The organism is Pseudomonas sp. D5(2026), from assembly GCF_057766845.1.
This window is the reverse complement of sequence record NZ_CM173421.1, coordinates 3,980,825-4,006,970: the sequence shown is the minus strand read 5'-3', so window position 1 is coordinate 4,006,970 and position 26,146 is coordinate 3,980,825. Positions and strand designations below refer to the sequence as shown.

The 26,146-nt window shown below is 62.9% G+C and carries 21 protein-coding genes and 6 tRNA genes; 25 read left to right on the top strand and 2 right to left on the bottom strand.

What is annotated here, in order from left to right:
* Nucleotides 1-68: 68 nt before the first annotated feature.
* From gltX to AC3B5Q_RS18455, 12 genes are all read left to right on the top strand, one after another.
* Entirely contained in the window at nucleotides 69-1,550 is a 1,482-nt protein-coding gene (gltX, locus tag AC3B5Q_RS18510; protein WP_010952995.1) for a glutamate--tRNA ligase, read from the top strand.
* Between the two features lie 280 nt (nucleotides 1,551-1,830).
* Nucleotides 1,831-1,906 (top strand) — tRNA-Ala (locus tag AC3B5Q_RS18505).
* A 72-nt stretch (nucleotides 1,907-1,978) separates the two neighbouring features.
* Nucleotides 1,979-2,054: transfer RNA gene (locus tag AC3B5Q_RS18500), tRNA-Glu, on the top strand.
* 51 nt (nucleotides 2,055-2,105) lie between these two features.
* Nucleotides 2,106-2,181: transfer RNA gene (locus AC3B5Q_RS18495), tRNA-Ala, on the top strand.
* Between the two features lie 42 nt (nucleotides 2,182-2,223).
* A tRNA-Glu gene (locus AC3B5Q_RS18490) sits at nucleotides 2,224-2,299 on the top strand.
* Nucleotides 2,300-2,360: 61 nt separating this feature from the next.
* A tRNA-Ala gene (locus tag AC3B5Q_RS18485) sits at nucleotides 2,361-2,436 on the top strand.
* 42 nt (nucleotides 2,437-2,478) lie between these two features.
* Nucleotides 2,479-2,554: transfer RNA gene (locus tag AC3B5Q_RS18480), tRNA-Glu, on the top strand.
* Between the two features lie 178 nt (nucleotides 2,555-2,732).
* Nucleotides 2,733-3,272 (top strand): TetR/AcrR family transcriptional regulator, encoded by a 540-nt coding sequence (locus tag AC3B5Q_RS18475; protein WP_021784933.1) that lies wholly within the window; start codon nucleotides 2,733-2,735, stop codon nucleotides 3,270-3,272.
* A gap of 15 nt (nucleotides 3,273-3,287) precedes the next feature.
* Nucleotides 3,288-4,166: an alpha/beta fold hydrolase gene (locus AC3B5Q_RS18470; protein ID WP_021784932.1), complete on the top strand. Its 879-nt coding sequence runs from the start codon at nucleotides 3,288-3,290 to the stop codon at nucleotides 4,164-4,166.
* 102 nt (nucleotides 4,167-4,268) lie between these two features.
* Complete coding sequence (locus AC3B5Q_RS18465) at nucleotides 4,269-4,703, top strand: acyl-CoA thioesterase (RefSeq protein WP_003247186.1); 435 nt, start codon at nucleotides 4,269-4,271, stop codon at nucleotides 4,701-4,703.
* 51 nt (nucleotides 4,704-4,754) lie between these two features.
* Nucleotides 4,755-5,726, top strand: a complete 972-nt coding sequence (locus AC3B5Q_RS18460) for a tRNA dihydrouridine synthase (RefSeq protein WP_021784931.1) — start codon at nucleotides 4,755-4,757, stop codon at nucleotides 5,724-5,726.
* A 357-nt stretch (nucleotides 5,727-6,083) separates the two neighbouring features.
* Nucleotides 6,084-6,527, top strand: a complete 444-nt coding sequence (locus tag AC3B5Q_RS18455; RefSeq protein WP_019437397.1) for an Hsp20 family protein — start codon at nucleotides 6,084-6,086, stop codon at nucleotides 6,525-6,527.
* An 88-nt stretch (nucleotides 6,528-6,615) separates the two neighbouring features.
* Here the strand turns inward: AC3B5Q_RS18455 and AC3B5Q_RS18450 are convergent, their stop codons facing one another.
* Together AC3B5Q_RS18450 and AC3B5Q_RS18445 are read right to left on the bottom strand one after the other, a co-directional pair.
* Nucleotides 6,616-9,912, bottom strand: coding sequence for a bifunctional diguanylate cyclase/phosphodiesterase (locus tag AC3B5Q_RS18450; protein ID WP_103443904.1), 3,297 nt, complete (start codon nucleotides 9,910-9,912; stop codon nucleotides 6,616-6,618).
* A gap of 61 nt (nucleotides 9,913-9,973) precedes the next feature.
* On the bottom strand, nucleotides 9,974-10,852 hold the full coding sequence (locus AC3B5Q_RS18445; protein ID WP_021784929.1) for a LysR family transcriptional regulator: 879 nt from the start codon (nucleotides 10,850-10,852) through the stop codon (nucleotides 9,974-9,976).
* A 131-nt stretch (nucleotides 10,853-10,983) separates the two neighbouring features.
* Here AC3B5Q_RS18445 and leuC point away from each other — a divergent pair, with 131 nt between their 5' ends.
* The 13 genes from leuC (at nucleotide 10,984) to AC3B5Q_RS18380 (ending at nucleotide 26,144) form a co-directional block, all read left to right on the top strand.
* On the top strand, nucleotides 10,984-12,417 hold the full coding sequence (gene leuC / locus AC3B5Q_RS18440) for a 3-isopropylmalate dehydratase large subunit (protein WP_275967214.1): 1,434 nt from the start codon (nucleotides 10,984-10,986) through the stop codon (nucleotides 12,415-12,417).
* Complete coding sequence (gene leuD / locus AC3B5Q_RS18435; protein WP_003247192.1) at nucleotides 12,414-13,058, top strand: 3-isopropylmalate dehydratase small subunit; 645 nt, start codon at nucleotides 12,414-12,416, stop codon at nucleotides 13,056-13,058. Before leuC ends, leuD begins: the two co-directional genes overlap by 4 nt.
* A 147-nt stretch (nucleotides 13,059-13,205) precedes the next feature.
* The gene (locus AC3B5Q_RS18430) at nucleotides 13,206-13,970 is read left to right on the top strand and encodes a class I SAM-dependent methyltransferase (protein WP_021784928.1); all 765 of its coding nucleotides are present in this window, start codon (nucleotides 13,206-13,208) and stop codon (nucleotides 13,968-13,970) included.
* A 54-nt stretch (nucleotides 13,971-14,024) separates the two neighbouring features.
* On the top strand, nucleotides 14,025-15,107 hold the full coding sequence (leuB, locus tag AC3B5Q_RS18425; protein WP_003247194.1) for a 3-isopropylmalate dehydrogenase: 1,083 nt from the start codon (nucleotides 14,025-14,027) through the stop codon (nucleotides 15,105-15,107).
* A 63-nt stretch (nucleotides 15,108-15,170) separates the two neighbouring features.
* The gene (asd, locus tag AC3B5Q_RS18420) at nucleotides 15,171-16,283 is read left to right on the top strand and encodes an aspartate-semialdehyde dehydrogenase (RefSeq protein ID WP_021784927.1); all 1,113 of its coding nucleotides are present in this window, start codon (nucleotides 15,171-15,173) and stop codon (nucleotides 16,281-16,283) included.
* 515 nt (nucleotides 16,284-16,798) lie between these two features.
* A complete protein-coding gene (locus AC3B5Q_RS18415; protein ID WP_021784485.1) occupies nucleotides 16,799-17,803 on the top strand; it encodes an aspartate-semialdehyde dehydrogenase in 1,005 nt (334 codons plus the stop codon).
* 71 nt (nucleotides 17,804-17,874) lie between these two features.
* The gene (locus tag AC3B5Q_RS18410) at nucleotides 17,875-20,595 is read left to right on the top strand and encodes a motility hub landmark protein FimV (RefSeq protein WP_021784486.1); all 2,721 of its coding nucleotides are present in this window, start codon (nucleotides 17,875-17,877) and stop codon (nucleotides 20,593-20,595) included.
* Nucleotides 20,596-20,789: 194 nt separating this feature from the next.
* Nucleotides 20,790-21,650 (top strand): tRNA pseudouridine(38-40) synthase TruA, encoded by an 861-nt coding sequence (gene truA / locus AC3B5Q_RS18405; RefSeq protein ID WP_021784487.1) that lies wholly within the window; start codon nucleotides 20,790-20,792, stop codon nucleotides 21,648-21,650.
* Nucleotides 21,651-21,711: 61 nt separating this feature from the next.
* Nucleotides 21,712-22,332 carry a phosphoribosylanthranilate isomerase gene (locus AC3B5Q_RS18400; RefSeq protein ID WP_021784488.1) on the top strand — a complete coding sequence of 207 codons (621 nt, stop codon included), beginning with the start codon at nucleotides 21,712-21,714 and terminating at the stop codon, nucleotides 22,330-22,332.
* Nucleotides 22,333-22,555: 223 nt separating this feature from the next.
* Nucleotides 22,556-23,449: an acetyl-CoA carboxylase, carboxyltransferase subunit beta gene (accD, locus tag AC3B5Q_RS18395; RefSeq protein ID WP_021784489.1), complete on the top strand. Its 894-nt coding sequence runs from the start codon at nucleotides 22,556-22,558 to the stop codon at nucleotides 23,447-23,449.
* On the top strand, nucleotides 23,449-24,756 hold the full coding sequence (gene folC / locus AC3B5Q_RS18390) for a bifunctional tetrahydrofolate synthase/dihydrofolate synthase (protein ID WP_021784490.1): 1,308 nt from the start codon (nucleotides 23,449-23,451) through the stop codon (nucleotides 24,754-24,756). The genes accD and folC overlap by 1 nt, the downstream gene beginning before the upstream one ends.
* Entirely contained in the window at nucleotides 24,740-25,390 is a 651-nt protein-coding gene (locus AC3B5Q_RS18385) for an SPOR domain-containing protein (RefSeq protein ID WP_021784491.1), read from the top strand. The genes folC and AC3B5Q_RS18385 overlap by 17 nt, the downstream gene beginning before the upstream one ends.
* A gap of 196 nt (nucleotides 25,391-25,586) precedes the next feature.
* Nucleotides 25,587-26,144, top strand: coding sequence for a CvpA family protein (locus AC3B5Q_RS18380; RefSeq protein ID WP_021784492.1), 558 nt, complete (start codon nucleotides 25,587-25,589; stop codon nucleotides 26,142-26,144).
* The last annotated feature ends 2 nt before the right edge of the window (nucleotides 26,145-26,146 follow it).

The window sequence follows — 26,146 nt, the reverse complement described above, 5'->3', positions numbered from 1 at the left end:
TGCTGGAGCCCGGTGCCCGCCTCCTGCTAACATCCCGCCTTTGTTTCATCTTTCGTTCGAGACTCTCCATGACCACCGTACGCACGCGTATCGCGCCATCGCCTACCGGCGACCCCCATGTCGGCACTGCCTACATCGCCCTGTTCAACTACTGCTTTGCCAAGCAGCACGGCGGTGAGTTCATCTTGCGCATTGAAGACACCGACCAGCTGCGCTCCACGCGTGAGTCGGAGCAACAGATCTTCGACGCCCTGCGCTGGCTTGGCATCGAATGGAACGAAGGCCCGGATGTCGGCGGCCCGCATGGCCCTTACCGGCAGAGCGAGCGTGGCGAAATCTACGCCAAGTACGCCAAGGAACTGGTAGACGCCGGCCACGCCTTCTACTGCTTCTGCACCGCCGAAGAGCTGGAGCAGATGCGTGCCGAGCAGCAGGCCCGCGGCGAAACCCCGCGTTACGATGGCCGTGCGTTGCTGATGAGCGCCGAAGAAGTACAGCGCCGCCTGGACGCTGGCGAGCCGCACGTGATCCGCATGAAGGTGCCGAGCGAAGGTATCTGCGTGGTGCCGGACATGCTGCGTGGCGATGTCGAGATCCCGTGGGACCGCATGGACATGCAGGTGCTGATGAAGAACGACGGCCTGCCGACGTACTTCCTGGCCAACGTGGTCGACGACCACCTGATGGGCATCACCCACGTGCTGCGTGGTGAAGAGTGGCTGCCATCGGCGCCCAAGCTGATCAAGCTGTACGAGTACTTCGGTTGGGAGCAGCCCAAGCTGTGCTACATGCCGCTGCTGCGCAACCCGGACAAATCCAAACTGTCCAAGCGCAAGAACCCGACCTCGGTCACCTTCTATGAGCGCATGGGCTTCATGCCTGAAGCGATGCTCAACTATCTTGGCCGCATGGGCTGGTCGATGCCTGACGAGCGCGAGAAGTTCTCGCTGGCCGAAATGGTCGAGCACTTCGACCTGTCGCGTATCTCGCTGGGCGGCCCGATCTTTGACATCGAGAAGCTGTCCTGGCTCAACGGCCAGTGGCTGCGCGAGCTGCCGGTAGAGGAATTCGCCGCACGCCTGCAGAAATGGGCGTTCAACAGCGACTACATGATGAAGATTGCCCCGCACGTGCAGGGCCGGGTAGAAACCTTCAGCCAGGTTGCCCCGTTGGGCGGGTTCTTCTTCGAAGGCGCGCTCAAGCTGGACGCCAAGCTGTTCGAAAGCAAGAAACTGTCGGCCGACCAGGTACGCCAGGTGATCCAGCTGATCCTGTGGAAGCTTGAAAGCCTGCGCCAGTGGGAAAAAGAGCGCATCACCGGTTGCATCCAGGCCGTGGTCGAGGCGCTGGAGCTGAAGCTGCGTGACGCCATGCCGCTGATGTTCGCCGCCATCACCGGCCAGGCCAGCTCGGTTTCGGTGCTGGACGCCATGGAAATCCTCGGTCCCGACCTGACCCGCTACCGCCTGCGCCAGGCCCTGGACCTGCTGGGTGGGGTGTCGAAGAAAGAAAACAAAGAGTGGGAAAAGCTGTTGGCTTCCATTGCCTGATTCAGCTTTGCACCTAACCTGTGGGAGCGGGCGTGCCCGCGAATGCAATGGTAAATTCAATACCGCATTTGCGGGCACGCCCGCTCCCACAGGCCAACTAAGCCCCAAAAAACCGGGGCAGGGCGGTAAGTGATTGTTATCTGTGAAAAAATTTTTGAATATTTTTGAAAATTAGTTTGACAGTCCTGCAATCCGATCTTAATATGCGCCCCGTCCACAGCGATGAACGAAAACGAAACGCCAGGCACCCAGCCAGCGATTCAGTTCAAAGCGACATTGTGGGGCTATAGCTCAGCTGGGAGAGCGCCTGCATGGCATGCAGGAGGTCAGCGGTTCGATCCCGCTTAGCTCCACCAAATTCCGCTTAGCAGCCAAGGCTGATAAGCAAGACCGGGTCCAGCAACCGGGTCTTGAAGGTAAGAAGGTTCGTCCCCTTCGTCTAGTGGCCTAGGACACCGCCCTTTCACGGCGGTAACAGGGGTTCGAGTCCCCTAGGGGACGCCAGTTTTACACAAGCGATGTTGGTATGTCGCTGGGCCGCGAGGCTAGAAATCCGGGGCTATAGCTCAGCTGGGAGAGCGCCTGCATGGCATGCAGGAGGTCAGCGGTTCGATCCCGCTTAGCTCCACCAATTTTGCCGCGGTTCGCGTTAGCGGATCGGCACGAAGGTTACGTCCCCTTCGTCTAGTGGCCTAGGACACCGCCCTTTCACGGCGGTAACAGGGGTTCGAGTCCCCTAGGGGACGCCACTTTTCCTGCGTTTTGCAGGGCTTTAAAAGGCTCGTCGATTATTGATGAGCCTTTTGTTTCGGGGCTATAGCTCAGCTGGGAGAGCGCCTGCATGGCATGCAGGAGGTCAGCGGTTCGATCCCGCTTAGCTCCACCATTTCTGCCAGGGTTCACGCAAGTGGATCTTCGCGAAGGTTACGTCCCCTTCGTCTAGTGGCCTAGGACACCGCCCTTTCACGGCGGTAACAGGGGTTCGAGTCCCCTAGGGGACGCCACGTTTACCCGCGTTTTGCGGGACTTTAAAGGCTCATTCGCTTATTGAATGGGCCTTTTGTTTTTTCCTTCCCCAATAATTTCCCCCCTCCCCCCCGACAAGCGGTCGCAGATTCTGCTTGCCAAAAAATATTATGAGAATAATATTTCGATCATCATATTTTGTTTGGTGCGTGCCAGATGAGCGACAAGAAGAGCAGAACCCGCGAACGCATTCTGGAAGCTGCGCGCAGTGCGCTGATCCAGCACGGCCCGGCCGAGCCCAGCGTCAGCCAGGTAATGGGTGCGGCAGGCCTGACTGTCGGTGGCTTCTATGCGCACTTCGACAGCAAGGACGAGCTGATGCTCGAAGCGTTCCGCCAGTTGTTGGGTGAGCGCCGAGCCTTGCTCGCCCAGATCGACCCCAATCTCGATGGCGCCGGTCGGCGAGCGCTGGCTGGCGCCTTCTACCTCTCGCGCAAGCACCGGGACTGCGAAGTGCATGCTTGCCCGCTGCCTAATGCGTTGGGCGAAATGCAGCGCCTGCCGGAGGTTTTCCGCGAGGTGCTGGCCGAGCACATCGAGTTGATGACTGCAGCGATGGTCGACCGCCCTGAGGATGCCGACAAAGCGCTGGCCGACCTGGCCCTGATGGTGGGAGGGCTGGCGCTGGCCCGGGCCCTGGGGGCCAGTGATCTGTCTGACCGTATTTTACGCGCCGCCAAATCGGCGGTGCTTTAACACTGGAGCATGGCGATGACCACCCTGAGCTGGATTCGCGGTGTCAATGGCACCCTGGGCCGCCTGGCCCCCGAGCATGTCGCGGGCAAGATGCGCCGAGCCTTCATGACCCCGCGCAACCTGCCGCCGCGGGATTGGGAGCTGCCTGTGCTGGCCAGCGCCGAGCGCATTACACTGCGCTTCGGCCTGTCTGCCTTGCGCTGGGGTCAAGGGCCGACCGTGCTGCTGATGCACGGTTGGGAAGGGCGCCCGACGCAGTTTGCCGCCTTGATCGAGACCTTGGTTCAGGCGGGGCATACGGTGGTGTCGCTGGAAGGGCCTGGGCATGGCCGTTCGCCAGGCGAGCAAGCGAACGTGGTGCTGTTTGCCCGGGCGTTGCTGGAAGCTGCTGCTGAGTTGCCGCCGTTGCGTGCAGTCATTGGCCATTCCATGGGTGGGGCGAGCGTGCTGCTGGCTTTACAGATGGGCCTGCGCGCAGAGGCGGCTGTCAGCATTGCGGCCCCGGCGCAATTGTTGAGTGTATTACGTGGTTTCGCCCATCGTCTGGGGCTGCCAGCACGGGCGCGGGCAGCGTTCATTCGCCAGGTTGAGCGCGATGTGGGCATGCAGATTGCGCGGTTGGATGTCGCTGGTTACCAGCTGGAGCTGCCGGGGCTCGTGGTGCATGCCACCGATGATGCTCTCGTGCCCCCAGATGAGGCACATGTCATCCACAAGGCCTGGTTCGACAGCCGTCTGATGCTGCTGGAAGAGGGGGGGCACCAGCGGGTGCTGGCCGATCCGCGGCTGAGTGAAGCCGTGCTCGAACTGCTGGCCCGGGTTGATGCGGTCAGTGCAGGAGCCGCTTCAGCCGTGAACACCGGCATCGCCGGTGCCATCCGCCGCGCTGTCTGATTCGCGGGCAAGCCCCTCTATAACAGCCGCGTCAGGCTCACAGGGGCTGGACATTGTCCGGCAGATCGCTGCTAAATCGCCTTTTGCGCCAAGGAAGCGAAAATGAGCTGGGACCTGGCAACACCCTTCGTCATCGACCTGCGCGTGGGCAGCGAGGACATCGACGGCCTTGGCCACGCCAACAATGCGGTCTACGTTACCTGGCTTGAGCGTTGCGCCTGGCGCCATTCCCAGCGCCTGGGGCTGGACCTGGCCGAATACCGGCGCCTTGACCGGGCGATGGCCGTGGTGCGCCACGAAATCGACTACCTGGCCGCTGCCTATGAGGACGACGAGCTGCAACTGGCCACCTGGATCATTGACTGGGACCAGCGCCTGCGCATGACCCGGCGTTTTCAGCTCAAGCGCCCCCGCGATGGTGTGACGCTGCTGCGCGCGCAAACCACATTTGCCTGCATCGAGCTGTCCAGCGGCAAGCCCAGGCGCATGCCGGCGGAATTCGTCGAGGGTTACGGCCCGGCGCTGATCGGTGCCTGAGCCGCCGGCAATTTTTGTTAAACTGCCGGCTTTTTCCGCTGAGACACCGACATGCAAATTGCCCTGGCCCCCATGGAGGGGCTGGTCGACAACATCCTGCGCGACGTATTGACCCGCGTGGGCGGTATCGACTGGTGCGTCACCGAGTTCATTCGCGTGTGCGACCGTCTGTTGCCGGCGTCCTCGTTCCACAAGTTGGCGCCTGAGTTGCGCCAAGGCGCGCGCACGGCTGCCGGTGTGCCCATGCGTGTGCAATTGCTGGGTTCGGACCCGGTATGCCTGGCGGAAAACGCCGCACTGGCTTGCGAGCTTGGGGCGCCGGTGATCGACCTGAACTTCGGTTGCCCGGCAAAGACGGTGAACAAGTCGCGCGGTGGTGCGGTACTGCTCAAAGAGCCGGAGTTGCTGCACGCCATTGTGCGTGAAGTGCGGCGTGCAGTACCGGCGAATATCCCGGTGACCTCGAAGATGCGCCTGGGCTTCGACAGCCCCGACGGTGCACTGGAGTGCGCCACGGCGTTGGCCGAAGGTGGTTCGGCACACCTGGTGGTGCACGCACGGACCAAGGTTGAGGGTTACAAGCCGCCAGCGCATTGGGAGTGGGTGGCGCGGGTACAGGATGTGGTCAAGGTGCCGGTGTTTGCCAATGGCGAAATCTGGACGGTCGATGACTGGCGGCGTTGCCGCGAGGTCAGTGGTGCCGAAGACATCATGCTCGGCCGCGGCCTGGTATCGCGCCCGGACCTGGGCCTGCAGATTGCAGCGGCGCGGGACGGGCGCGACTATCAGCCGATGAGCTGGGATGACTTGCTGCCACTGTTGCGTGAGTTCTGGCGCCAGGCTCAGGCTAAATTGTCGCCGCGTTATGCACCGGGGCGAATGAAACAGTGGCTGGCGATGCTGACTCGCAGTTACCCCGAAGCGGTGGTGTTGTTTGCCGAGTTGCGCCGGGAAGATGACTGCGCGCGGATCAGCCGGTTGCTGGGGGTTGAGACTCATACCTTTGAGGCTTGCGTCGCCTGAGCAGGCCTCTTCGCGGGTACTGCACCTGTACGGTTCACCCGCGAAAGGGGCGGGCCTGCTGGCCAATCTTCACCTGCCATTCACCGTTGCCGCCGTTGCCGTATTCGCGGGTAAACCCGCTCCTACACCTGATCGGGGGTGGGCACATATCGGTAGCTGGGCACATGTCGGTGGCTGGGCACAGGCCGTCGTAGGAGCGGGTTCACCCGCGAAGGGGCCGTCAGGCCCCATGCAAAAAAATCAGATTTTTTCTATTTGCCCCTTGAAAGCATTTCCCTCGGCCATATCTTTTGAGTACGCGATGCCGAAGCCGGGTCGCGTAATGACTTACTTGCTGAATCTCAGGAGTTTATGACCATGACTACTGCTTTCTCTCTTGCTCCACTGTTCCGTCATTCCGTTGGTTTCGACCGTTTCAACGACCTGTTCGAATCAGCGGCACGTAACGAGGCCGGTAGCAGCTACCCGCCCTATAACGTGGAAAAGCATGGCGATGACCACTACCGCATCGTGGTTGCTGCAGCCGGTTTCCAGGAAGAGGACCTCGACCTGCAGGTCGAAAAAGGTGTCCTGACCGTGACCGGTGGCAAGCGCGACAATAGCGCCGCTGAAGTGACCTACCTGCACCAGGGTATCGCACAACGCGCCTTCAAGCTGTCGTTCCGCCTGGCTGATCACATCGAAGTGAAGGCCGCCGGCCTGGCCAATGGCCTGCTCAGCATCGACCTGCTGCGCATCGTGCCTGAAGAAGCCAAGGCCAAACGCATCCCGATCAATGGCGAGAAACCAGCGCTGAACTGATCGCGCTGCAATGAAGAAGGGCACCCCCCAGGGGTGCCCTTTTTCGTGCGTCCTCATGCGGTCTCGTGCAGGGCGTACATTCAGGCCATCAGTAATCTGCCGGCGCCTCCAGCAATATCTGACGGAACTCGGACAGCGGCAATGGCCGGCTGTGCAGATAGCCCTGGTACAGATGGCATCCCAGTCGCTCAAGAAACGCCAGCTGTTCGGTCAGCTCTACCCCTTCGGCAATCACCGCCAGGTCCAGACTGCGGGCCATGGCGACAATGGCGCGGACAATTTCTGCGTCGTTGGGGTCGTCCGGTGCATCGCGTACGAAGCTCTGGTCGATTTTCAGCGCATCCACTGGCAGGCGTTTCAGGTAAGTCAGCGAGGAGTAGCCGGTGCCGAAGTCATCCATGGCGAAACTCACCCCGTAGCCCTTCAGCTCGCGCATCTTGCTGATGGTGTCTTCCAGGTTCTGGATGACAATGCCTTCTGTGATTTCCAGCGTCAGCATCTGCCGCGGCAGGCGGTAATCGTCCAGGCTGCGCAGCACCCGCCCGACAAAGTCGTTCTGGCGGAACTGTCGCGGGCTTATGTTCACGCACAGGCTGAAATCATCAGCGTCGATCAACCCGTCGGTGAGCATGCGGGCGCAGGCGTCGCAGGCTTCGTCGAGAATCCAGCTGCCAACTTCAAGGATCAAGCCGCTTTCTTCCAGTACCTGGATGAACTGCGAGGGCGGTTGCTGGCCCAGTTGCGGGTGGTGCCAGCGCAGCAGTACTTCGGCACCGACGATGCGGTTGTCGCGGGCATCCACCTGTGGCTGGAAGTGCAGCGCCAGTTCGCCACGGGCCAAGGCCAGGCGCAGGTCGTTTTCCATGCGCAGGCGCTCACTGGCGGCCTTCTGCATGGTGGTGTGGAACAGCTGGGTGGTGTTGCGGCCGGAGTCCTTGGCCCGGTACAGGGCGATATCGGCACGCTTGAGCAGGTCGGCCGGTGTGGTGCCGTGGTCGGGGATCAGCGCCACGCCGATGCTTGGCGTTACCTGCAGGCGCTGGCCATCCAGTGACATTGGCTCGGCCAGCAGTTCGCGCAGGGTGTCGGCCAGCTCGCGTACTTTCTCTTCCACGTGTTCGCGGCTCCCTTCCAGGCCGCTGAGCAGCACGACGAATTCGTCGCCCCCCAGACGTGCCACGGTGTCCTCCAGGCGCACGCTGGCTTCCAGACGGGCAGTGATGATCTTCAGCACGGTGTCGCCCACCGGGTGGCCCAGCGAGTCGTTGATGTGCTTGAAGTGGTCAAGGTCGAGGAACAGCAGGGCGCCGCGCAGGTTATGGCGCTTGAGCAGGGCGATCTGCTGGCTCAGGCGGTCCATCAGCAAGGCGCGGTTGGGCAGGTTGGTCAGCGGGTCGTGATAGGCCAGGTGGCGTATCTGCGCCTGGGCGTTCTTCAACTGGCTCACGTCACGGGCGGTCAGCAGCAGGCAGTCCACTTCGTTGAGGGTGATCGGTTCCACCGAAACCTCGACCGTGAGGATATCGCCACGCTTGTTGCGCCCGAGCATCTCGCGGTGGTGTACCCGGCCGCGCTCGCGCAGTTCGGCAAGTAATGCACTACGTTGCTTGTCGTCGGCCCAGATGCCGATCTCGTACACCGTGTGGCCGACCACTTCGGCAGTGCTGTAGCCGGTCAGGCGGCAGAAGCCGTCGTTGACTTCCAGGTAGCGGCCGCTGTGGCGTTCGGTGATGGTGATGGCGTCGGGGCTGGAGTGAAAGGCCTTGGCGAACTTCTCCTCGCTGGACTTCAGCGCTGCTTCGGCGCGTTGTTGCTGGGTGATGTCGCGCAGGGTGGTAACGCTGCAGGGCTGGTCGTCGACGGTGATCAGGCGGCTGGAAATCACGCAGGTCAGGGGCGCGCCATTGCGGTGGTTGAGTACCACGGCGACGTTGCTCAAGGCCTGTTCGCGGATCACCTGCTCGATGCGCCGCGCGCGCTCGATGGACTCGGCCCACAGGCCGATCTCCTCTGCGGTACGCCCAAGCACCTGCTCGCTGCTCCAGCCGAAGGTCTGGGTGAACGCCGGATTGATCTCGATGAACTGGCCGGTGTCCTGGCGGGTGACGCAGATCGGGTCGGGGCTGACCTGGAACAGGCTGGCAAACTTCTCTTCCGAGGCGCTCAGGCGCTGTTCGCGTTCCACCTGGTCGGTGATGTCGAGCAAGGTTCCCGCCATGCGCAAGGGGATGCCCTGGTCGTCGCGGTACAGCCGCGCGCGGCTTTCTATGTAGCGTGAAGCGCCGTTTTCCAGCTGCACCCTGTAGGTGATCTGATAGTTGCCGGCAGGCCCTTCGCGCAGGCTACGGTAGGCCTGTCGCATCGAGTTGCGCTCTTGCTCCGGCACACCCTCGAAGAATGCATCGAACGATTCATGAAAGGGGATGGGCGGCAAGCCATGCAACTGCGCGGCGCGGGCCGAGCCGTAGAGCATGCCGCTTGGGATGTGCCAGTCCCAGGTGCCCAGTTGCGCTGAGTCCAGGGCCAGGTCCAGGCGCTCCTGGCTGTCCTTCAGGGCCTGCTCGGCGCGCTTGCGTTCGGTGGTGTCGACGAATGTACTGATCAGGAAGGTCACGCCTTCCAGTTCGATGCCCTGGGTGCACAGGATGCCGTCATGCACCTTGCCGCTGGATGCGCGGAATTGCACCTCCATGATCAGCGGGCCGCCGTTGGCGCGGGTCGAATCGATTATCTGGTGGCGCTGTTCGGGGTTGACCCACAGGCCCAGTTCCAGGCTGGTCTTGCCGATCACCTGGCTGCCGGGCCAGCCGAACATGTCTTCGAAGTGCTGGTTGACCTCGAAGATCATGCCATCGTGGCGGCGGGTCAGCAAAATGGCGTTGGGGCTCAGGTGGAACAGCGTGGCGAAGCGCTTTTCCGAATTGATCAGCGCCGTTTCCCGCTCGCGCTGGCGGGTTATCTCGCGGATCACACCGATCATCTGCGGCCGGCCGTGCAGGTCGTGGGTCAGGCTACCGTTGATCTCCAGCCAGTGCAGGCTGCCATCCGGCCAGCGGATACGGTGGCGCATGGCCTGCTCCACTGGCTCGCCGTTGACCACCGCCTGGAACACTTGGCGCGTACGGGCGCGGTCTTCCTCGGGCAGCAGGTCGAGGTAATCGATGTCGGCAGGCAGTGGCTGCTGTGGGTCGAAACCGAACAGGGCCTGGGTGCCCCGCGACCAACTGACCCTGCCGCTTTCGATATCCCATAGCCAGGCGCCCAGGCGTGCGCCGTTGAGCGCTGCCAGCAGTTGCGGGGCGTTCTGCCAGGCCTGCTCGGACTCTTGGGGATCAGCTGCAGGTATGCGCGGCAGGCGCAAAAAGCGGTTTGCTGATTTGGGCATCGGTACCAGACCTGTGGCGTATGACGTGTCCTTGGAATCGAAATGGCTGGCTGACAGCCGGTCAGGTGGGCTCTGAGTGGCTGTCGAGCAGGGCCATGAATGCCCTGGCCGCATTCGATAGCGTACGCTCCGTGTGCAGAATGTAGCCTAGCTGGCGCGAAAGCTGTATGCCGGGCAAAGCGATGGGTGCAACCTGTTCGTCGAGCATGGTACGTGGCAGCACGCTCCAGGCCAGGCCGATCGACACCATCATCTTGATGGTTTCCAGGTAGTTGGTGCTCATGGCGATGTTCGGCATCAGCCCCTGGCTTTCGAACAGGCGCTGGACAATATGGTGGGTAAAGGTATTGCCGCCGGGGAATACCGCCGGGTGGCGGGCGACGTCAGCCAGGCTGACCGCCTGGTTGCTGGCCAGCGGGTGCTCGGGGGCGGCGACGAAGTCCAGGGCGTCGTCCCACACTGGCACGGCCTTGATCAAGTGGTGTGGCTCGGGCGCCAGGGTGATCACGGCGATTTCGGCTCGGCCATGCAAAATCTCGTCGTAGGCCTGTTCCGAATCCATGAACTGAATATCCAGTGCCACTGCCGGGTACTGGCGGGTGAAAACCCGTAGTAGCGGGGGCAGGCGGTGCAGGCCGATGTGGTGGCTGGTGGCCAGGGTCAGACGACCGCTCACGGCCCCGGTCAGATTGGTCAGCGCCCGTCGGGTATCATCAAGGACGTTGAGGATCTGGTAGGCCCGCGGCAGCAGGGCGCGCCCGGCTTCGGTGAGGGTTACCTCGCGGCCCAGGCGGTCGAACAGGCGCACGTCCAGTTGCTGCTCCAGGCCGGCGATGCGTTTGCTGATGGCCGGCTGGGTCAGGAACAGGCGCTCGGCTGCGCCGGAAAAGCTACCGGTTTCGGCAATGGCGATGAAGGCGCTGAGGTTGGCCAGGTCCATGGTGTGGTATTCCTTTGGGTTATCCAAAGCATAAAAATTATGAATTTGAGTTATTCAATCTAACCCCATAGCATCGTCCGTACAAGCCAAGGGGTCTTTGGCATAGAAAGACGCTGATGAGGAACAGTCTGATGGCTGGCAAAACGCTCTACGACAAACTCTGGGAAGCCCATGAGGTCAAGCGCCGTGATGACGGCTCGTCCTTGATCTACATCGACCGCCACATCATCCACGAAGTGACGTCGCCCCAGGCCTTCGAAGGCCTGCGCCTGGCCAACCGCAAACCGTGGCGTATCGACGCCAACATCGCCACGCCGGACCACAACGTGCCGACCACGCCAGAGCGCAAGGGTGGTATCGAGGCGATCGTCGACCAGGTGTCGCGCCTGCAAGTGCAAACCCTCGACGAGAACTGTGACGAATACGGCATCGTCGAATTCAAGATGAACGACGAGCGCCAGGGCATCGTCCACGTCATCAGTCCGGAGCAGGGCGCCACCTTGCCAGGCATGACCGTGGTCTGCGGCGACTCGCACACTTCCACCCACGGCGCCTTCGGTGCCCTGGCCCACGGCATCGGCACCTCTGAGGTCGAGCACGTGCTCGCCACCCAGTGCCTGGTCGCCAAGAAGATGAAAAACATGCTTGTGCGCGTGGAAGGCCAGTTGCCGGCTGGCGTTACCGCCAAGGATATCGTGCTGGCCGTGATCGGCAAGATCGGCACCGCCGGTGGCAACGGTCACGCCATGGAATTCGCCGGCAGTGCCATTCGCGAATTGTCGATGGAAGGCCGCATGACCATCTGCAACATGTCCATCGAAGCCGGTGCCCGCGTGGGCCTGGTGGCGACCGATGCCACCACCGTTGCCTACGTCGAAGGCCGCCCGTACGCGCCGAAGGGCGAGCAGTGGAAGCAAGCGGTCGAATCGTGGAAAGACCTGGTGTCGGATGACGACGCCGTATTCGACACCGTGGTGGAACTGGATGCCAGCCAGATCAAGCCACAGGTCAGCTGGGGCACTTCGCCCGAAATGGTTCTGGCTGTCGACCAGCGTGTGCCAGACCCGGCAGCCGAAGCCGACCTGGTCAAGCGTGGTTCGATCGAGCGTGCCTTGAAGTACATGGGGCTGACCGCCAACCAGGCGATCACCGATATCAAGCTCGACCGTGTGTTTATCGGCTCGTGCACCAACTCGCGAATCGAGGACCTGCGCGCAGCGGCGGAAATCGCCAGGGGCCGCAAGGTGGCCGCAAGCGTCAAGCAAGCCATCGTGGTACCGGGCTCGGGGCTGGTCAAAGCCCAGGCCGAGCGTGAAGGCCTGGACAAGATCTTCCTCGAAGCCGGTTTTGAATGGCGTGAACCAGGCTGCTCGATGTGCCTGGCGATGAACCCGGACCGCCTGGAAAGCGGCGAGCACTGCGCGTCCACCTCCAACCGCAACTTCGAAGGCCGTCAGGGCGCCGGTGGCCGTACCCATCTGGTCAGTCCGGCCATGGCCGCCGCTGCCGCGGTAGCCGGCCACTTCATTGATGTCCGCGAGTTGATCCAAGGGAGCGCAGCATGAAAGCCTTTACCCAGCACACTGGCCTCGTTGCACCGTTGGACCGTGCCAACGTCGACACCGACCAGATCATCCCCAAACAGTTCTTGAAGTCGATCAAGCGCACCGGCTTTGGCCCGAACCTGTTCGACGAGTGGCGTTACCTGGACGTGGGTCAGCCCTACCAGGACAACAGCAAGCGCCCGGTCAACGAAGAGTTCGTGCTCAACCATGCGCGCTACCAGGGTGCCAGCGTGTTGCTGGCGCGGGAAAACTTTGGTTGTGGCTCCAGCCGTGAGCATGCCCCTTGGGCGCTGGACGAGTACGGCTTCCGCAGCATCATTGCGCCGAGCTTTGCCGACATTTTCTTCAACAACAGCTTCAAGAACGGCTTGCTGCCGATCATTCTGAGCGATGAGGAAGTCGACGAGCTGTTCAAGCAGGTCGAAGCCAACCCGGGCTACCAGCTGACCATCGACCTGCAGGCGCAGGCGGTGACCCGCCCGGATGGCAAGGTGTTGCACTTCGAGATCGATGCGTTCCGCAAGCACTGCCTGCTCAACGGCCTGGACGATATCGGCCTGACCCTGCAGGACAGCGACGCGATCAAGGCCTTCGAAGCCAAGCACCGTGCCAGCCAGCCTTGGCTGTTCCGCGATGCCTGAAGTTCGTAGGTGAAAGTGCCGGCCTCTTCGCGGGTAAACCCGCTCCCACAGGGATATCACCAGCCCTGAGGGTTATGAAGGTCCTGTGGGAGCGGGCGTGCCCGCGAAAGGGCCGGCACAGGCAACAAAACTCTAAAGGAACGAGACATGACCAGCACCCAGCACATCGATGTGGTCCAACGCCAGTTCGGCGAACAGGCCAGCGCCTACCTCAGCAGCGCCGTGCACGCCCAAGGCAGTGAATTCGCCCTGCTGCAGGCTGAGCTGGCAGGGCAGGCCCATGCCCGCGTGCTGGACCTGGGCTGCGGTGCCGGTCATGTCAGCTTCCACGTCGCCCCGCTGGTTAACGAAGTGGTCGCCTACGACCTTTCTCAATCCATGCTCGACGTGGTCGCCAGCGCCGCCGCCGAACGCGGCCTGGGCAATATCATTACTGAACGCGGCGCTGCCGAACGCCTGCCGTTCGCCGATGCATCGTTCGACTTCGTCTTCAGCCGTTATTCGGCCCACCACTGGAGCGACCTGGGCCTGGCCCTGCGCGAAGTGCGCCGGGTCCTCAAGCCAGGGGGTGTGGCGGCGTTCATCGACGTGATGTCGCCGGGCAGCCCGCTGCTCGACACTTACCTGCAAACGGTCGAAGTGCTGCGCGACACCAGCCATGTGCGCGACTATTCCGCCGCCGAGTGGCAGCGGCAGGTCAGCGAGGCCGGCCTGCGCGTGCGCAGCCACACCCGCCAACCGCTGCGCCTGGAGTGGAGCACCTGGGTTGAGCGCATGCGCACCCCCGAGCCGATGCGCGCGGCCATCCGCCAGTTGCAGCAAGCCATGGGCGAAGAAGTACGGCAGTATTACCAGATCGAGGCCGACGGCTCATTCAGCACGGATGTGCTGGTGTTGTGGGCCGAGCGTTAAGCACTTTTCGGTGGGGCCCGCTTGGCCGCACCGCGTGAATGGATAGAGGAAAGCATGAGCAAGCAGATTCTGATTCTCCCAGGTGACGGTATCGGCCCGGAAATCATGGCCGAAGCGGTCAAGGTACTGGAGCTGGCCAACGACAAGTTCCAGCTCGGCTTCAGCCTGGCGCACGACGTGATTGGTGGCGCGGCCATCGACAAGCACGGTGTGCCGCTGGCCGACGAAACCCTGGAGCGTGCGCGCAAGGCCGATGCGGTGCTGCTGGGGGCTGTGGGCGGGCCGAAGTGGGACAAGATCGAGCGAGACATTCGCCCGGAGCGCGGCCTGCTGAAGATCCGTTCGCAACTGGGCCTGTTCGCCAACCTGCGCCCGGCCATTCTTTACCCGCAACTGGCCGACGCCTCGTCGCTGAAGCCGGAAATCGTGTCGGGCCTGGACATTCTCATCGTCCGTGAGCTGACCGGCGGCATCTACTTCGGTGCCCCGCGCGGCCAGCGCGAGCTGGAGGGCGGCGAACGCCAGGCCTACGACACCCTGCCGTACAGCGAAAGCGAAGTGCGCCGCATTGCCCGTGTCGGCTTCGACATGGCCCGCGTGCGCGGCAAGAAACTGTGCTCGGTGGACAAGGCCAACGTTCTGGCCTCCAGCCAGCTGTGGCGTGAAGTGGTCGAAGACGTGGCCAAGGACTACCCGGACGTGGAACTGAGCCACATGTACGTCGACAACGCTGCCATGCAGCTGGTGCGTGCACCCAAGCAGTTCGACGTGATGGTGACCGACAACATGTTCGGTGACATTCTGTCGGATGAAGCTTCCATGTTGACCGGTTCCATCGGCATGCTGCCTTCGGCGTCTCTGGATGCCGACAACAAGGGCATGTACGAGCCGTGCCACGGCTCGGCACCGGACATCGCAGGCCTTGGCATCGCCAACCCATTGGCGACCATCCTGTCGGTCTCTATGATGTTGCGTTACAGCTTCAATCAGTCGGCTGCCGCCGAGGCGATCGAGAAGGCCGTGAGCCTGGTTCTGGACCAGGGTCTGCGCACTGGCGACATCTTCTCGGAAGGCTGCCGCAAAGTTGGTACGCAGGAAATGGGCGACGCAGTAGTCGCAGCGCTGCGGAATCTGTAATCTCTCTGGCCCGCCCCCAAAAATTCCCGGTGGCGGCCCACTTTTAGCAAAGGTGTAGTTGCGATGAAACGTGTAGGTCTGATCGGTTGGCGCGGTATGGTCGGTTCCGTGCTCATGCAGCGGATGCTGGAGGAGCAGGATTTCGACCTTATCGAGCCGGTGTTCTTCACTACCTCCAATGTTGGTGGCCAGGGTCCGAACGTGGGCAAGGATACAGCGCCCCTCAAGGACGCTTATTCGATTGAAGAACTCAAGACCCTCGACGTGATCCTGACCTGCCAGGGCGGCGACTACACCAACGAGGTCTTCCCCAAGCTGCGTGAAGCTGGCTGGCAGGGTTACTGGATCGACGCTGCTTCGTCCCTGCGCATGCAGGATGACGCGGTGATCATCCTTGACCCGGTCAACCGCAAGGTCATCGACCAGCAACTGGACGCCGGCACCAAGAACTACATCGGTGGCAACTGCACCGTCAGCCTGATGCTGATGGGCCTGGGTGGTCTGTTCGAGGCCGGTCTGGTCGAGTGGATGAGCGCCATGACCTACCAGGCGGCTTCGGGTGCCGGTGCGCAGAACATGCGCGAGCTGATCAAGCAGATGGGCGCTACCCACGCGGCAGTGGCCGATGACCTGGCCAACCCGGCCAGCGCCATCCTCGATATCGACCGCAAGGTTGCCGAGACCATGCGCAGTGAAGCGTTCCCGACCGAGAACTTCGGCGTGCCGCTGGCGGGCAGCCTGATCCCGTGGATCGACAAGGAACTGCCGAACGGTCAGAGCCGCGAAGAGTGGAAGGCCCAGGCCGAAACCAACAAGATCCTCGGCCGCTTCAAGAGCCCGATCCCGGTCGACGGCATCTGCGTGCGCATCGGCGCCATGCGCTGCCACAGCCAGGCGCTGACCATCAAGCTGAACAAGGACGTGCCGATCGCCGACATCGAAGGCATGATCAGCCAGCACAACCCTTGGGTGAAGCTGGTGCCGAACCAGCGTGAAATCAGCATGCAGGAGCTGAGCCCGACCAAGGTCACCGGCACCCTGAACATCCCGGTTGGCCGCCTGCGCAAGCTGAACATGGGTTCGCAGTACCTGGGCGCGTTCACCGTGGGTGACCAGCTGCTGTGGGGCGCCGCCGAACCGCTGCGCCGCATGTTGCGGATTCTGCTGGAGCGTTGATCGTTCTGTTTTGACCAAAAACCCGCGCTGGCAACGGCGCGGTTTTTTTGTATCCGGGGGTAAGGTTTGCAGCGCGTGCGAGATCGAGCGCCGCCCGCGCGGCGCATCGCGAGCTGCGCTCGCTCCTACGTTTGTTTCTGGCCAATCATTCCTGTGCCATTTGCGCGCGAACGCCTTGGCGCATGGCGCATTATCACGTCGTGTAAACATTACACGTCGTACAAACAAGGCGGTCGCGCGCGCCTGTAACAGGCGTGACTGGCCCGAAACAAACGTAGGAGCGAGCGCAGCTCGCGATGCGCCGCGCGGGCGGCGCTCGATCTCACAAACACTGCAAATGCCACGTCATCCCCCGTCATCCCCCCGTCATCCCCCGTCATCCCCGTCATCCCTCACGCCCCCCGCACGCCCCTCATAGCGGACCCTTGCCCGACGAAGATGCGGCCAGCACAGACAAAACCCTACAATCCGAGTAAAGTGCCGCCCCCGCCGTTTTCAGCAAAAGGATCCCTTCCATGACACACCCTTTGGATATCGCCGTCGTCGGCGCCACCGGCAGCGTCGGTGAAGCCTTGGTACAGATCCTCGAAGAGCTGGCATTCCCGGTTGCTACCTTGCATCTGCTGGCCAGCATGGAATCGGCGGGCAGCAGCGTGATGTTCGCTGGCAAGAAACTGAAGGTGCGTGAAGTCGACAGCTTCGACTTCGCCCAGGTCAAGCTGGCCTTCTTCGCCACCGGGGCCGCCGTCAGCCGCAGCTTTGCCGGTAAGGCGCTGCAGGCGGGCTGCACGGTGATCGATCTGTCCGGCGGCCTGGACGATGCCCTGGCCCTGGTGCCGGAAGCCAACGCCGAACGCCTGGCCAGCCTGTCGTTGCCAGCGCGCATCGTCAGCCCATGCTCGGCCGCAGTAGCCCTGGCCGTCGCGCTGGCGCCGCTCAAGGGCCTGCTCGACATCGAGCGGGTACAGGTGATGGCCGCGCTGGCGGTATCTGCGCAAGGCCGTGAAGCGGTCAGCGAGCTGGCCCGGCAAACCGCCGAACTGCTCAATGCCCGCCCGCTGGAGCCGCGCTTCTTCGACCGCCAGGTGGCATTCAACCTGCTGGCCCAGGTCGGTGCGGCCGATGAGCAGGGCCATACCGCGCTGGAGCGCCGCCTGGTCAGTGAACTGCGCGTGCTGCTGGGCTTGCCTGATCTGAAGATTTCCGTGAGCTGTGTTCAAGTCCCGGTGTTTTTCGGCGATAGCTTCAGTGTGGCCGTGCAGAGCCGTCGTCCGGTCGATCTGGAAGCGGTCAACCAGGCTCTGGACGCGGCTGACAGCGTGGAACGGGTGGAAAACGATGATTATCCGACCCCGGTAGGTGACGCAGTAGGCCAAGACGTGGTCTATGTTGGACGTGTACGTCACGGTGTTGATGAAGACCAGCAACTCAACCTTTGGCTGACCACCGACAACGTGCGCAAAGGCGCCGCGCTCAATGCCGTGCAAGTGGCGCAATTGTTGATTAAACACATGCCGTAAAAGATACTGGTGAGCACTTTTGTCCTGCTCCGCATGCAGGTTTCGGGACGATTCATACAAGGGAAGAGGTCATGCTTCGAATTCGCAAACTGGTTCTGGCCATGGCTGCAGCATCCGCGCTGTCGTCTGGCATGGCGAATGCGCTGGGCCTGGGGGAGCTGACCCTGAAGTCGGCACAGAATCAGCCGCTGGACGCCGAGATCGAATTGCTCGACGTGCGCGACCTCAAAGCCACCGAAGTGGCGCCGAGCCTGGCGCCACCGGAAGAGTTCAGCAAGGCCGGGGTGGCGTTTCCGACCTACCTCGAAGACCTGACCTTCACTCCGGTGATCAACCCAAACGGCAAAAGTGTGCTGCGCGTGACGTCAAGTCAGCCGCTGCCAGGGCCGGTGGTCAAGTTCCTGGTGCAGGTGATGTGGCCGCAGGGTCGCTTGCTGCGTGACTATAGCGTGCTGCTCGACCAGGCCAAGGCACAGGGCGAGAAACCTGCAGCGGGCAATGTCACACCGGCCATGACCGGTGCCAGCAGCTACACCACCCAGCGTCGCGACACCTTGTGGCAGATTGCCGCGCGTAATACCCAGGGTGGTTCGATCCAGCAAACCATGATCGCTATCCAGGCTTTGAACCCGGACGCCTTCATCGGCAACAACATCAACCAGTTGAAGGTTGGCCAGGTACTGCGCCTGCCCGATCAGCAGCAGATCCAGAGTATCGCCCAGGGCGAGGCGAACCGCGAGGTGGCCGAGCAGTATGCCGCCTGGCGTGAAGGCCGTCGCCTGGGCCCGCGTGCCCGCCAGCTGGATGCCACCCGTCGTGGCGCCGCCGAGGCTGCACCGTCGCGTATCGCCCAGGGCGACAACCTGCGCCTGGTCAGCCCGGGCAATCAGGCCGATGCCGGCCAGGCCAAGGCATTGAGTGACAAACTGGCCATGGCCCAGGAAAGCCTGGACACCAGCCGTCGCGACAACGAAGAACTGAAAAGCCGCATGGCGGACCTGCAGAGCCAGCTGGACAAGCTGCAGCGCCTGATCGAGTTGAAGAACAGCCAGCTGGCACGTCTGGAAGGCCAGGGCGCAGCCGCGTCGACAGCGGCTGCCGCTACCCCGGACCAGCCAGCGGTCCAGCCGGCGCCTGCTGCTGCCGATGCCGCATCCAAGCCTGTGCCGGCCGCTCAGCCTGTACCCGCCAGCCAGCCGAAAGGTGCGCTCGACGCGGTCCTGGGCAACCCGTGGCTTTTGGGGATAATTGCCGGTTCCAGCATCCTGGTGCTGGCACTGCTGCTGTGGCTGCTGGCGCGCAAGCGCAAAGCCCAGCAAGAAGCTGAGAAGCACCTGCGCATGGCGCGGGCGCTGGAAGAAGAGCAGGGCACAGGTTTCGACAGCGATACCGAGAGCTTCGACGGCGTCGAAGCCACGGAGCCTGGCGTAACCCTGTCGCCGGCTGTGGTCGCCGCTTCGGCTGCTGCTGCCGTCGCTGCGGAAAAAGTGGCGGAGCCGGCCGCCGAGGCAGAGCCCGAGCCTGAACCGCAAGCAGACCCGCACGCCGCACTGCTGGCACAAGTCGACCAATGCCTGTCCGAAGGCCGCCTGAATCGTGCCGCCGACCTGCTGGAGCCCGCCGTGGCCGCCGCACCGGAGCGTGACGACCTGCGTCTTAAACTGATGGACGTGTACGCCCGTCAGGGTGACCAGAGCGCGTTTGCCGAACAGGAGCGCCAGTTGCCGGCCAGCGAGCAGAACGTTGCCGAAGTCGCCGGGCTGAAAGAGCGTTATCCAGCCATGCTTGGCCTGGGCGCGGCGGCGCTGGCTGCCGAAATGGATGAGCAATACGTGCAAGAGTTGTTGCACGATGAGCCCGAGGCGCCGGTGGTTGCTGATGTGGTGCCTGACGAGGTATCTGGGTTCGAACCGCAAGCGGAGGCTGAGCCAGAGGCTGTCGGGCAAGCAGAGCCTGAGGCAGAGCTGGATGCCTTCGATGAAGTGCCAGCGCTCGATGTATCCGGCCTGGATGGGCAGGATCTGGACAGCGCCTTCGACCTGAGCCTGGATGACGAGCTGGCCGATGAAGACCCGCTGGCCGCATCCGTGCTGGATGAGCCGGTGGCGCAGGGGGGCGTACCCGACGAGCTGGTAATCGCTGAACCTGTGCTGGATGAGCCCGTACAGGAAGAAGCTCAGCCAGAAGAACCACCGTTTGCCGTGGATGCCGAGCTGCAAGCCGACGCCGACGCTGATTTCGAAGCCATGCTGGCGCAAGCCGAGCCTCAGCCTGCCGTGGACCTGTCTGATTTCGACCTCGACATCAGTGAGCCTGTGGCTCCAGCCACTCCGGACACGGTGGAGCAAGGTCCGGTCGATGTCGCCGCCGAACTGGCTGCCTTCGACAGCGAGCCTGAGTTTGACCCGGTCTCCGAGTTTGACCTGCCGTCGGACTTCGACTTGTCCCTGTCGCTGGACGACGATTCGCCGGCAGCCAAGAGCTTCGCCTCGGAGCTTGACGACGTCAACGCCGAGCTTGACAAGCTGTCGCAGAGCCTCGAAACGCCTTCGTTGGAGCCGCACTTCACCAGCGAAGACGCGGTTGCGCAGCCAGAGCCCGAGCCATTGGACGACCTGGACTTCGACTTCTTCTCCGGCAGTGACGAAGTCGCCACCAAGCTCGACCTGGCCCGTGCCTACATTGACATGGGCGATAGCCAGGGCGCGCGCGACATCCTTGATGAAGTGGTCAAGGATGGCGACGACAGCCAGCGCCAGGAAGCCGAGGACATGCTCTCCCGGCTGGTTTGATGCAAGCAGGGCAGGCCTCTTCGCGGGCTTGCCCGCTCCTACAGGGGCCCCACGAATTTTCGACCTTGTGAGTGAGCTGTGGGGGCGGGCGCGCCCGCCACGAGGCCCGCAAATGCAGTGCGCATCCACCGGCAGCCCTACAAGGCTGCCGTTGTCGTTATAATCCCCGCCATTCCGTACACCCCACAGGTTTCATGCTCTTGGACATCATCGACACCGCTACCGCCGAATCCGCGGCCGAAGGCTACTCCCGCATCGCCCTGGGCGTGGAATACAAAGGTGCGCGCTACCGCGGCTGGCAGCGCCAGGCCAGCGGCGTGCCGAGTGTCCAGCAAGCCCTGGAGCAAGCGCTGTCCAAGGTCGCCAACGAGCCGATTTCGGTGATTTGCGCCGGGCGTACCGACGCCGGCGTTCACGGCTGCGGGCAGGTCGTGCACTTCGATACCCGTGCCGTGCGTGACGAGCGCGCCTGGACCATGGGCACCAACTTCAACCTGCCGCACGACATCAGCGTGGTCTGGTCGCGGCCAATGCCGGCCGACTTTCATGCCCGCTTCAAGGCCTGCGCCCGGCGCTACCGCTACGTGATCTACAACGACCCGATTCGCCCGGCGCACCTGGCCGAGGAAGTGACCTGGAACCACCGCCCGCTGGACGTCGATCGCATGGCCGAGGCCGCGCAGTTCCTGCTCGGTACCCATGACTTCAGCGCCTTCCGCGCCAGCCAGTGTCAGGCCAAATCACCCATCAAGCACATCTACCACCTGCGTGTTACTCGCCATGGTCAGATGATCGTGCTGGACGTGCGTGCCACCGCCTTCCTGCACCACATGGTGCGTAACATTGCCGGTGTGCTGATGGCCATCGGCGCCGGCGAGCGTCCGGTTTCCTGGGCCCGCGAAGTGCTGGAAGGGCGCAACCGCCGCGAAGGTGGGGTAACGGCCCACCCATACGGGCTTTACCTGGTGCAGGTGGAGTACCCCGAAGCGTTTGCGTTGCCCAAGCGTTACATCGGTCCACACTTTTTGAGTGGTTACGAGGCGTTGGCAGACTGACGGGCGAAAAGCCATTTGCTAACATCCGCCCTTTCGCCGCAACAATCAGGGTTCGTGTTCCATGAGCAATGTTCGCAGCAAGATCTGCGGGATTACCCGCATCGAAGACGCACTGGCCGCTGCCGAAGCGGGTGCCGATGCCATCGGCTTCGTCTTCTATGCCAAGAGCCCGCGGGCAGTGGACGTGCGCCAGGCGCGGGCGATCATCGCCGAGTTGCCGCCATTCGTGACCACGGTCGGGTTGTTCGTCAATGCCTCGCGCTGCGAGCTGAACGAGATCCTCGAAGTGGTTCCGCTGGACCTGCTACAGTTTCACGGCGATGAAACCCCGCAGGACTGTGAAGGCTACCACCGCCCCTGGATCAAGGCCCTGCGTGTGCGCCCTGGCGACGACCTGGAGGCCGCCTGCCGGCTTTACGCCGGTGCCCGCGGCATTTTGCTGGACACCTATGTGCCGGGCGTACCCGGGGGAACCGGTGAGGCGTTCGACTGGTCATTGGTGCCGGCGCGTCTTGGCAAGCCGATCATCCTCGCGGGTGGGCTGTCGGCCGATAACGTTGGCCAGGCCATTGCACAGGTAAAGCCTTACGCGGTGGATGTCAGCGGTGGCGTCGAGCAGGCCAAGGGCATCAAGGATGCGGCGAAGATCGAGGCCTTCATGAAGGCGGTGAAACAGGCTTGATGGCAGATGTGACGGCTGGCTGCGCGCCATCGTCCATAGCTTTCGCAGCCCTGCTGGGCCGCCGCCAGTACCAATGGCGGCAAGAAAATACATTAGCGGTGGAGTGGCGCGCTGGAAGCCCCGGCGGCCGGTCCACCATCGTTTCATAAAAGATTTTGAGCTCAAGGGCAGGGCAGGGACGGTGATGCTGTCCCCCCGCCTGCCAATACTGGAGAAAGAAAGCATGAGCAACTGGTTAGTCGACAAACTGATCCCTTCGATCATGCGTTCCGAGGTGAAGAAGAGCTCGGTGCCCGAGGGCCTGTGGCACAAGTGCCCGTCCTGCGAGGCCGTGCTGTATCGTCCGGAGCTGGAAAAGTCCCTGGATGTCTGCACCAAGTGCAATCACCACATGCGTATCGGCGCACGTGCGCGCATCGACATTTTCCTTGACGCTGAAGGCCGGGCTGAACTGGGCGCTGACCTGGAGCCGGTCGACCGCCTGAAGTTCCGTGATGGCAAGAAGTACAAGGACCGCCTGACCGCTGCGCAGAAGCAGACCGGCGAAAAGGACGCGCTGATCTCCATGAGCGGCACCCTGATGGGCATGCCGATCGTGGTTAGCGCCTTCGAGTTCTCGTTCATGGGCGGCTCCATGGGTGCCATCGTCGGCGAGCGCTTCGTACGCGCGGCCAACTATGCCCTGGAAAACCGCTGCCCAATGGTTTGCTTCTCCGCTTCGGGCGGTGCGCGCATGCAGGAAGCGCTGATCTCGCTGATGCAGATGGCCAAGACCTCGGCCGTGCTGGCGCGCCTGCGTGAAGAAGGCATCCCGTTCATCTCGGTCCTGACCGACCCGGTGTATGGTGGTGTTTCCGCCAGCTTGGCGATGCTAGGTGACGTCATCGTCGGTGAGCCAAAGGCCCTGATCGGCTTCGCCGGCCCACGCGTGATCGAGCAGACCGTACGCGAGAAGCTGCCTGAAGGCTTCCAGCGCAGCGAGTTCCTGCTGGAGCACGGCGCCATCGACCTGATCATCTCCCGTGGCGAATTGCGCCCGCGTCTGGCCCGCCTGCTGGCGCAGATGACCGGTCAGCAAACCCCGGAAGAAGCGCGTGAGGCGGCTGCCGTCGCGTGATGAAACAACGATCCCTGGGCGAATGGCTCGCCTACCTCGAGCAATTGCACCCCTCGGCCATCGACATGGGCCTGGAGCGGTCGCAGAAGGTGCTTGCCCGCTTGTCGCTGGGCAAGCTGGCGCCGCGCGTGGTGACGGTAACCGGCACAAACGGCAAGGGTTCGACCTGTGCTTTCGTGGCTTCGTTGCTGCGTGCCCAGGGGCTCAAGGTCGGTGTATACAGTTCGCCGCACCTGTTGCGTTACAACGAGCGGGTGATGATCGATGGCCAGGAGGCCAGCGATGAGCGCCTGTGCGAAGCCTTCGCCGCCGTCGAGGCGGCACGGGGCGATATTTCCCTGACCTACTTCGAGATGGGTACGTTGGCCGCGTTCTGGTTGTTCTACCAGTCGCAGCTGGATGCCGTGGTGCTCGAGGTGGGCCTTGGTGGCCGCCTGGATACCGTGAACGTAGTGGATGCCGACTTCGCCCTGGTGACCAGCATCGGTGTCGACCATGTTGATTACCTGGGGGATACCCGCGAGCTGGTGGCCTTCGAGAAGGCTGGCATCTTCCGCCCGGGCAAGCCGGCCTTGTGCGGCGACCTGGATCCGCCCAAGCCGTTGCTGGACAAGGCCGCCGAACTGGCTGCGCCACTGTTCCTGCGCGGTCGGGAATTCGACTTGGCCAGCACCGATGGCTGCTGGAGCTGGCGCGGTACTGCGGCTGATGGCGCGCAGGTAGAGCTGCATGACCTGCCTTTGCTTGACCTGCCCATGGAAAACGCCACGCTGGCCCTGCAGGCTTACCTGCTGATGGGGCTGCCGTGGGACCCGGCGCAGGTTCGCCAGGCGCTGCTGGATACCCGTATCACTGGGCGTCTCGACCTCCGTAATTTGAACTGGCAGGGCAAGCCGGTAGCGTTGCTGCTGGATGTCGGGCATAACCCGCATGCGGCGCAGTACCTGGCCAGGCGCCTGGCGGCCCGGCCGCTGAAGGGGCGTCGCCTCGCGGTATTTGGCCTGCTCGCCGACAAGGATCTGGAGGGCGTTATCGCGCCGCTGCAGGGCCTCATCGACGACTGGGCAGTGGCGCCGCTGGATACCCCGCGCAGTCGCCCGGCCGCAGAGCTGGTCACGTCCTTGGCGAACCTCGGTGCCGCGGTGAAGTCTTATGCCAGCGTCGACGCAGCCCTTGAAGGGCAATGTGCGCAGGCGACGGCGGATGATCAGATCCTGCTGTTCGGTTCGTTTTTCTGTGTCGCCCAGGCGCTGGAATGGCTGGAGCGGCACGCCCAGGAGGGTGGAATAGATGGCTGTGCTGGATAAAGGGATGAAACAGCGCATGGTGGGTGCGCTGGTGCTGGTGGCGCTGGCGGTTATCTTCCTGCCGATGCTGTTTACCCGCGAGGACGAGATGCGCCAGGTGCACGTCGAAGCCCCGCAGGCACCGGCCATGCCCAGCCTGCCGGAAGTGAAGGTGGAGCCGGTTGCCGTACCGGAGCCGCAGGTTATTCCGGAGGCGCCGCAGCAGGCGCCCGTGGTGATCGACGAGTCGACTGCCCCGGCCAGTACACCGAGCCAGCCAATTACCCCGTCGCCGCAGACCCAGGCGCAGGTTCAGCCGCCCAAGCCGCAGGCGCCCGCGCCCGCGCCCAAGGTAGAGGCCAAAGCTGCTGCAACACCAGCGCCTGCCGCACCATCGAAGATCGACGTCAATGGCCTGCCAGTCAGTTGGTCGATCCAGCTGGCCAGTCTGTCCAACCGCGCCGGTGCCGAAAAGCTGCAGCAAACCTTGCGTAGCCAAGGTTATAACGCCTATATCCGTACAGCGGGTGGCATGAACCGTGTGTACGTGGGGCCGTTGATCGAGCGCGCCGAGGCCGAGCGCGTGCGCGACGCGGTCAACCGTCAGAACAGCCTCAAGGGCTTTGTGGTGCGCTTCCAGCCCGAGCGCAGCTGATTCCCCGGGGCGGCGATGCCGCCCATTTGCGAGTGGGCCCGCTCTTTCAGGTACCGCGTCGCTGCAAGGCGCACACAGAACCTGTGGGAGCGGTCTTGGCTGCGAATCGCCCAACACCAATCCAGCTGACATTCCGCTTACTCCCGGCCCGCCGCTCTGGTAAAATGCGCCGCCTCAAACGTCTGCAGGCAGCACCGTGGCATTTACCTTGGTTGATTGGGCGATCATCGCGATCATCGCCGTCTCCACATTGATCAGTCTCAAGCGCGGCTTCGTCAAGGAGGCCTTGTCCTTGCTCATCTGGATCATTGCCGGTGCGGTTGCCTGGATGTTCGGCGGTTCGCTCTCGGTGTATCTTGAGAGCTATATCCAGACGCCATCGATGCGCGTCATCGCTGGCTGCGCCATTCTTTTCGTCGCCACCTTGCTGGTGGGGGCCATGGTCAACTTCCTTGTCGGTGAGCTGATCCGCGTGACCGGGCTGTCCGGCACCGATCGTTTCCTGGGCATGGCCTTCGGCGCAGCGCGCGGGGCCTTGCTGGTAGTGGTGGCCATAGGCCTGATCAGCCTGGGGCCGGTTCAACAAGATACCTGGTGGCAGGAATCACGCCTGATACCACAGTTTCTCTTGGTCGCCGACTGGTCGAAAAACCTGATTCTGGGTTTCACCGACCAATGGACGCCCAGTGGCCTGATCAGCACTCCGGCTGATCTTCCGTTCAAGGAACAGTTGCTCGGGCCGTCCAAGCCCTGAGC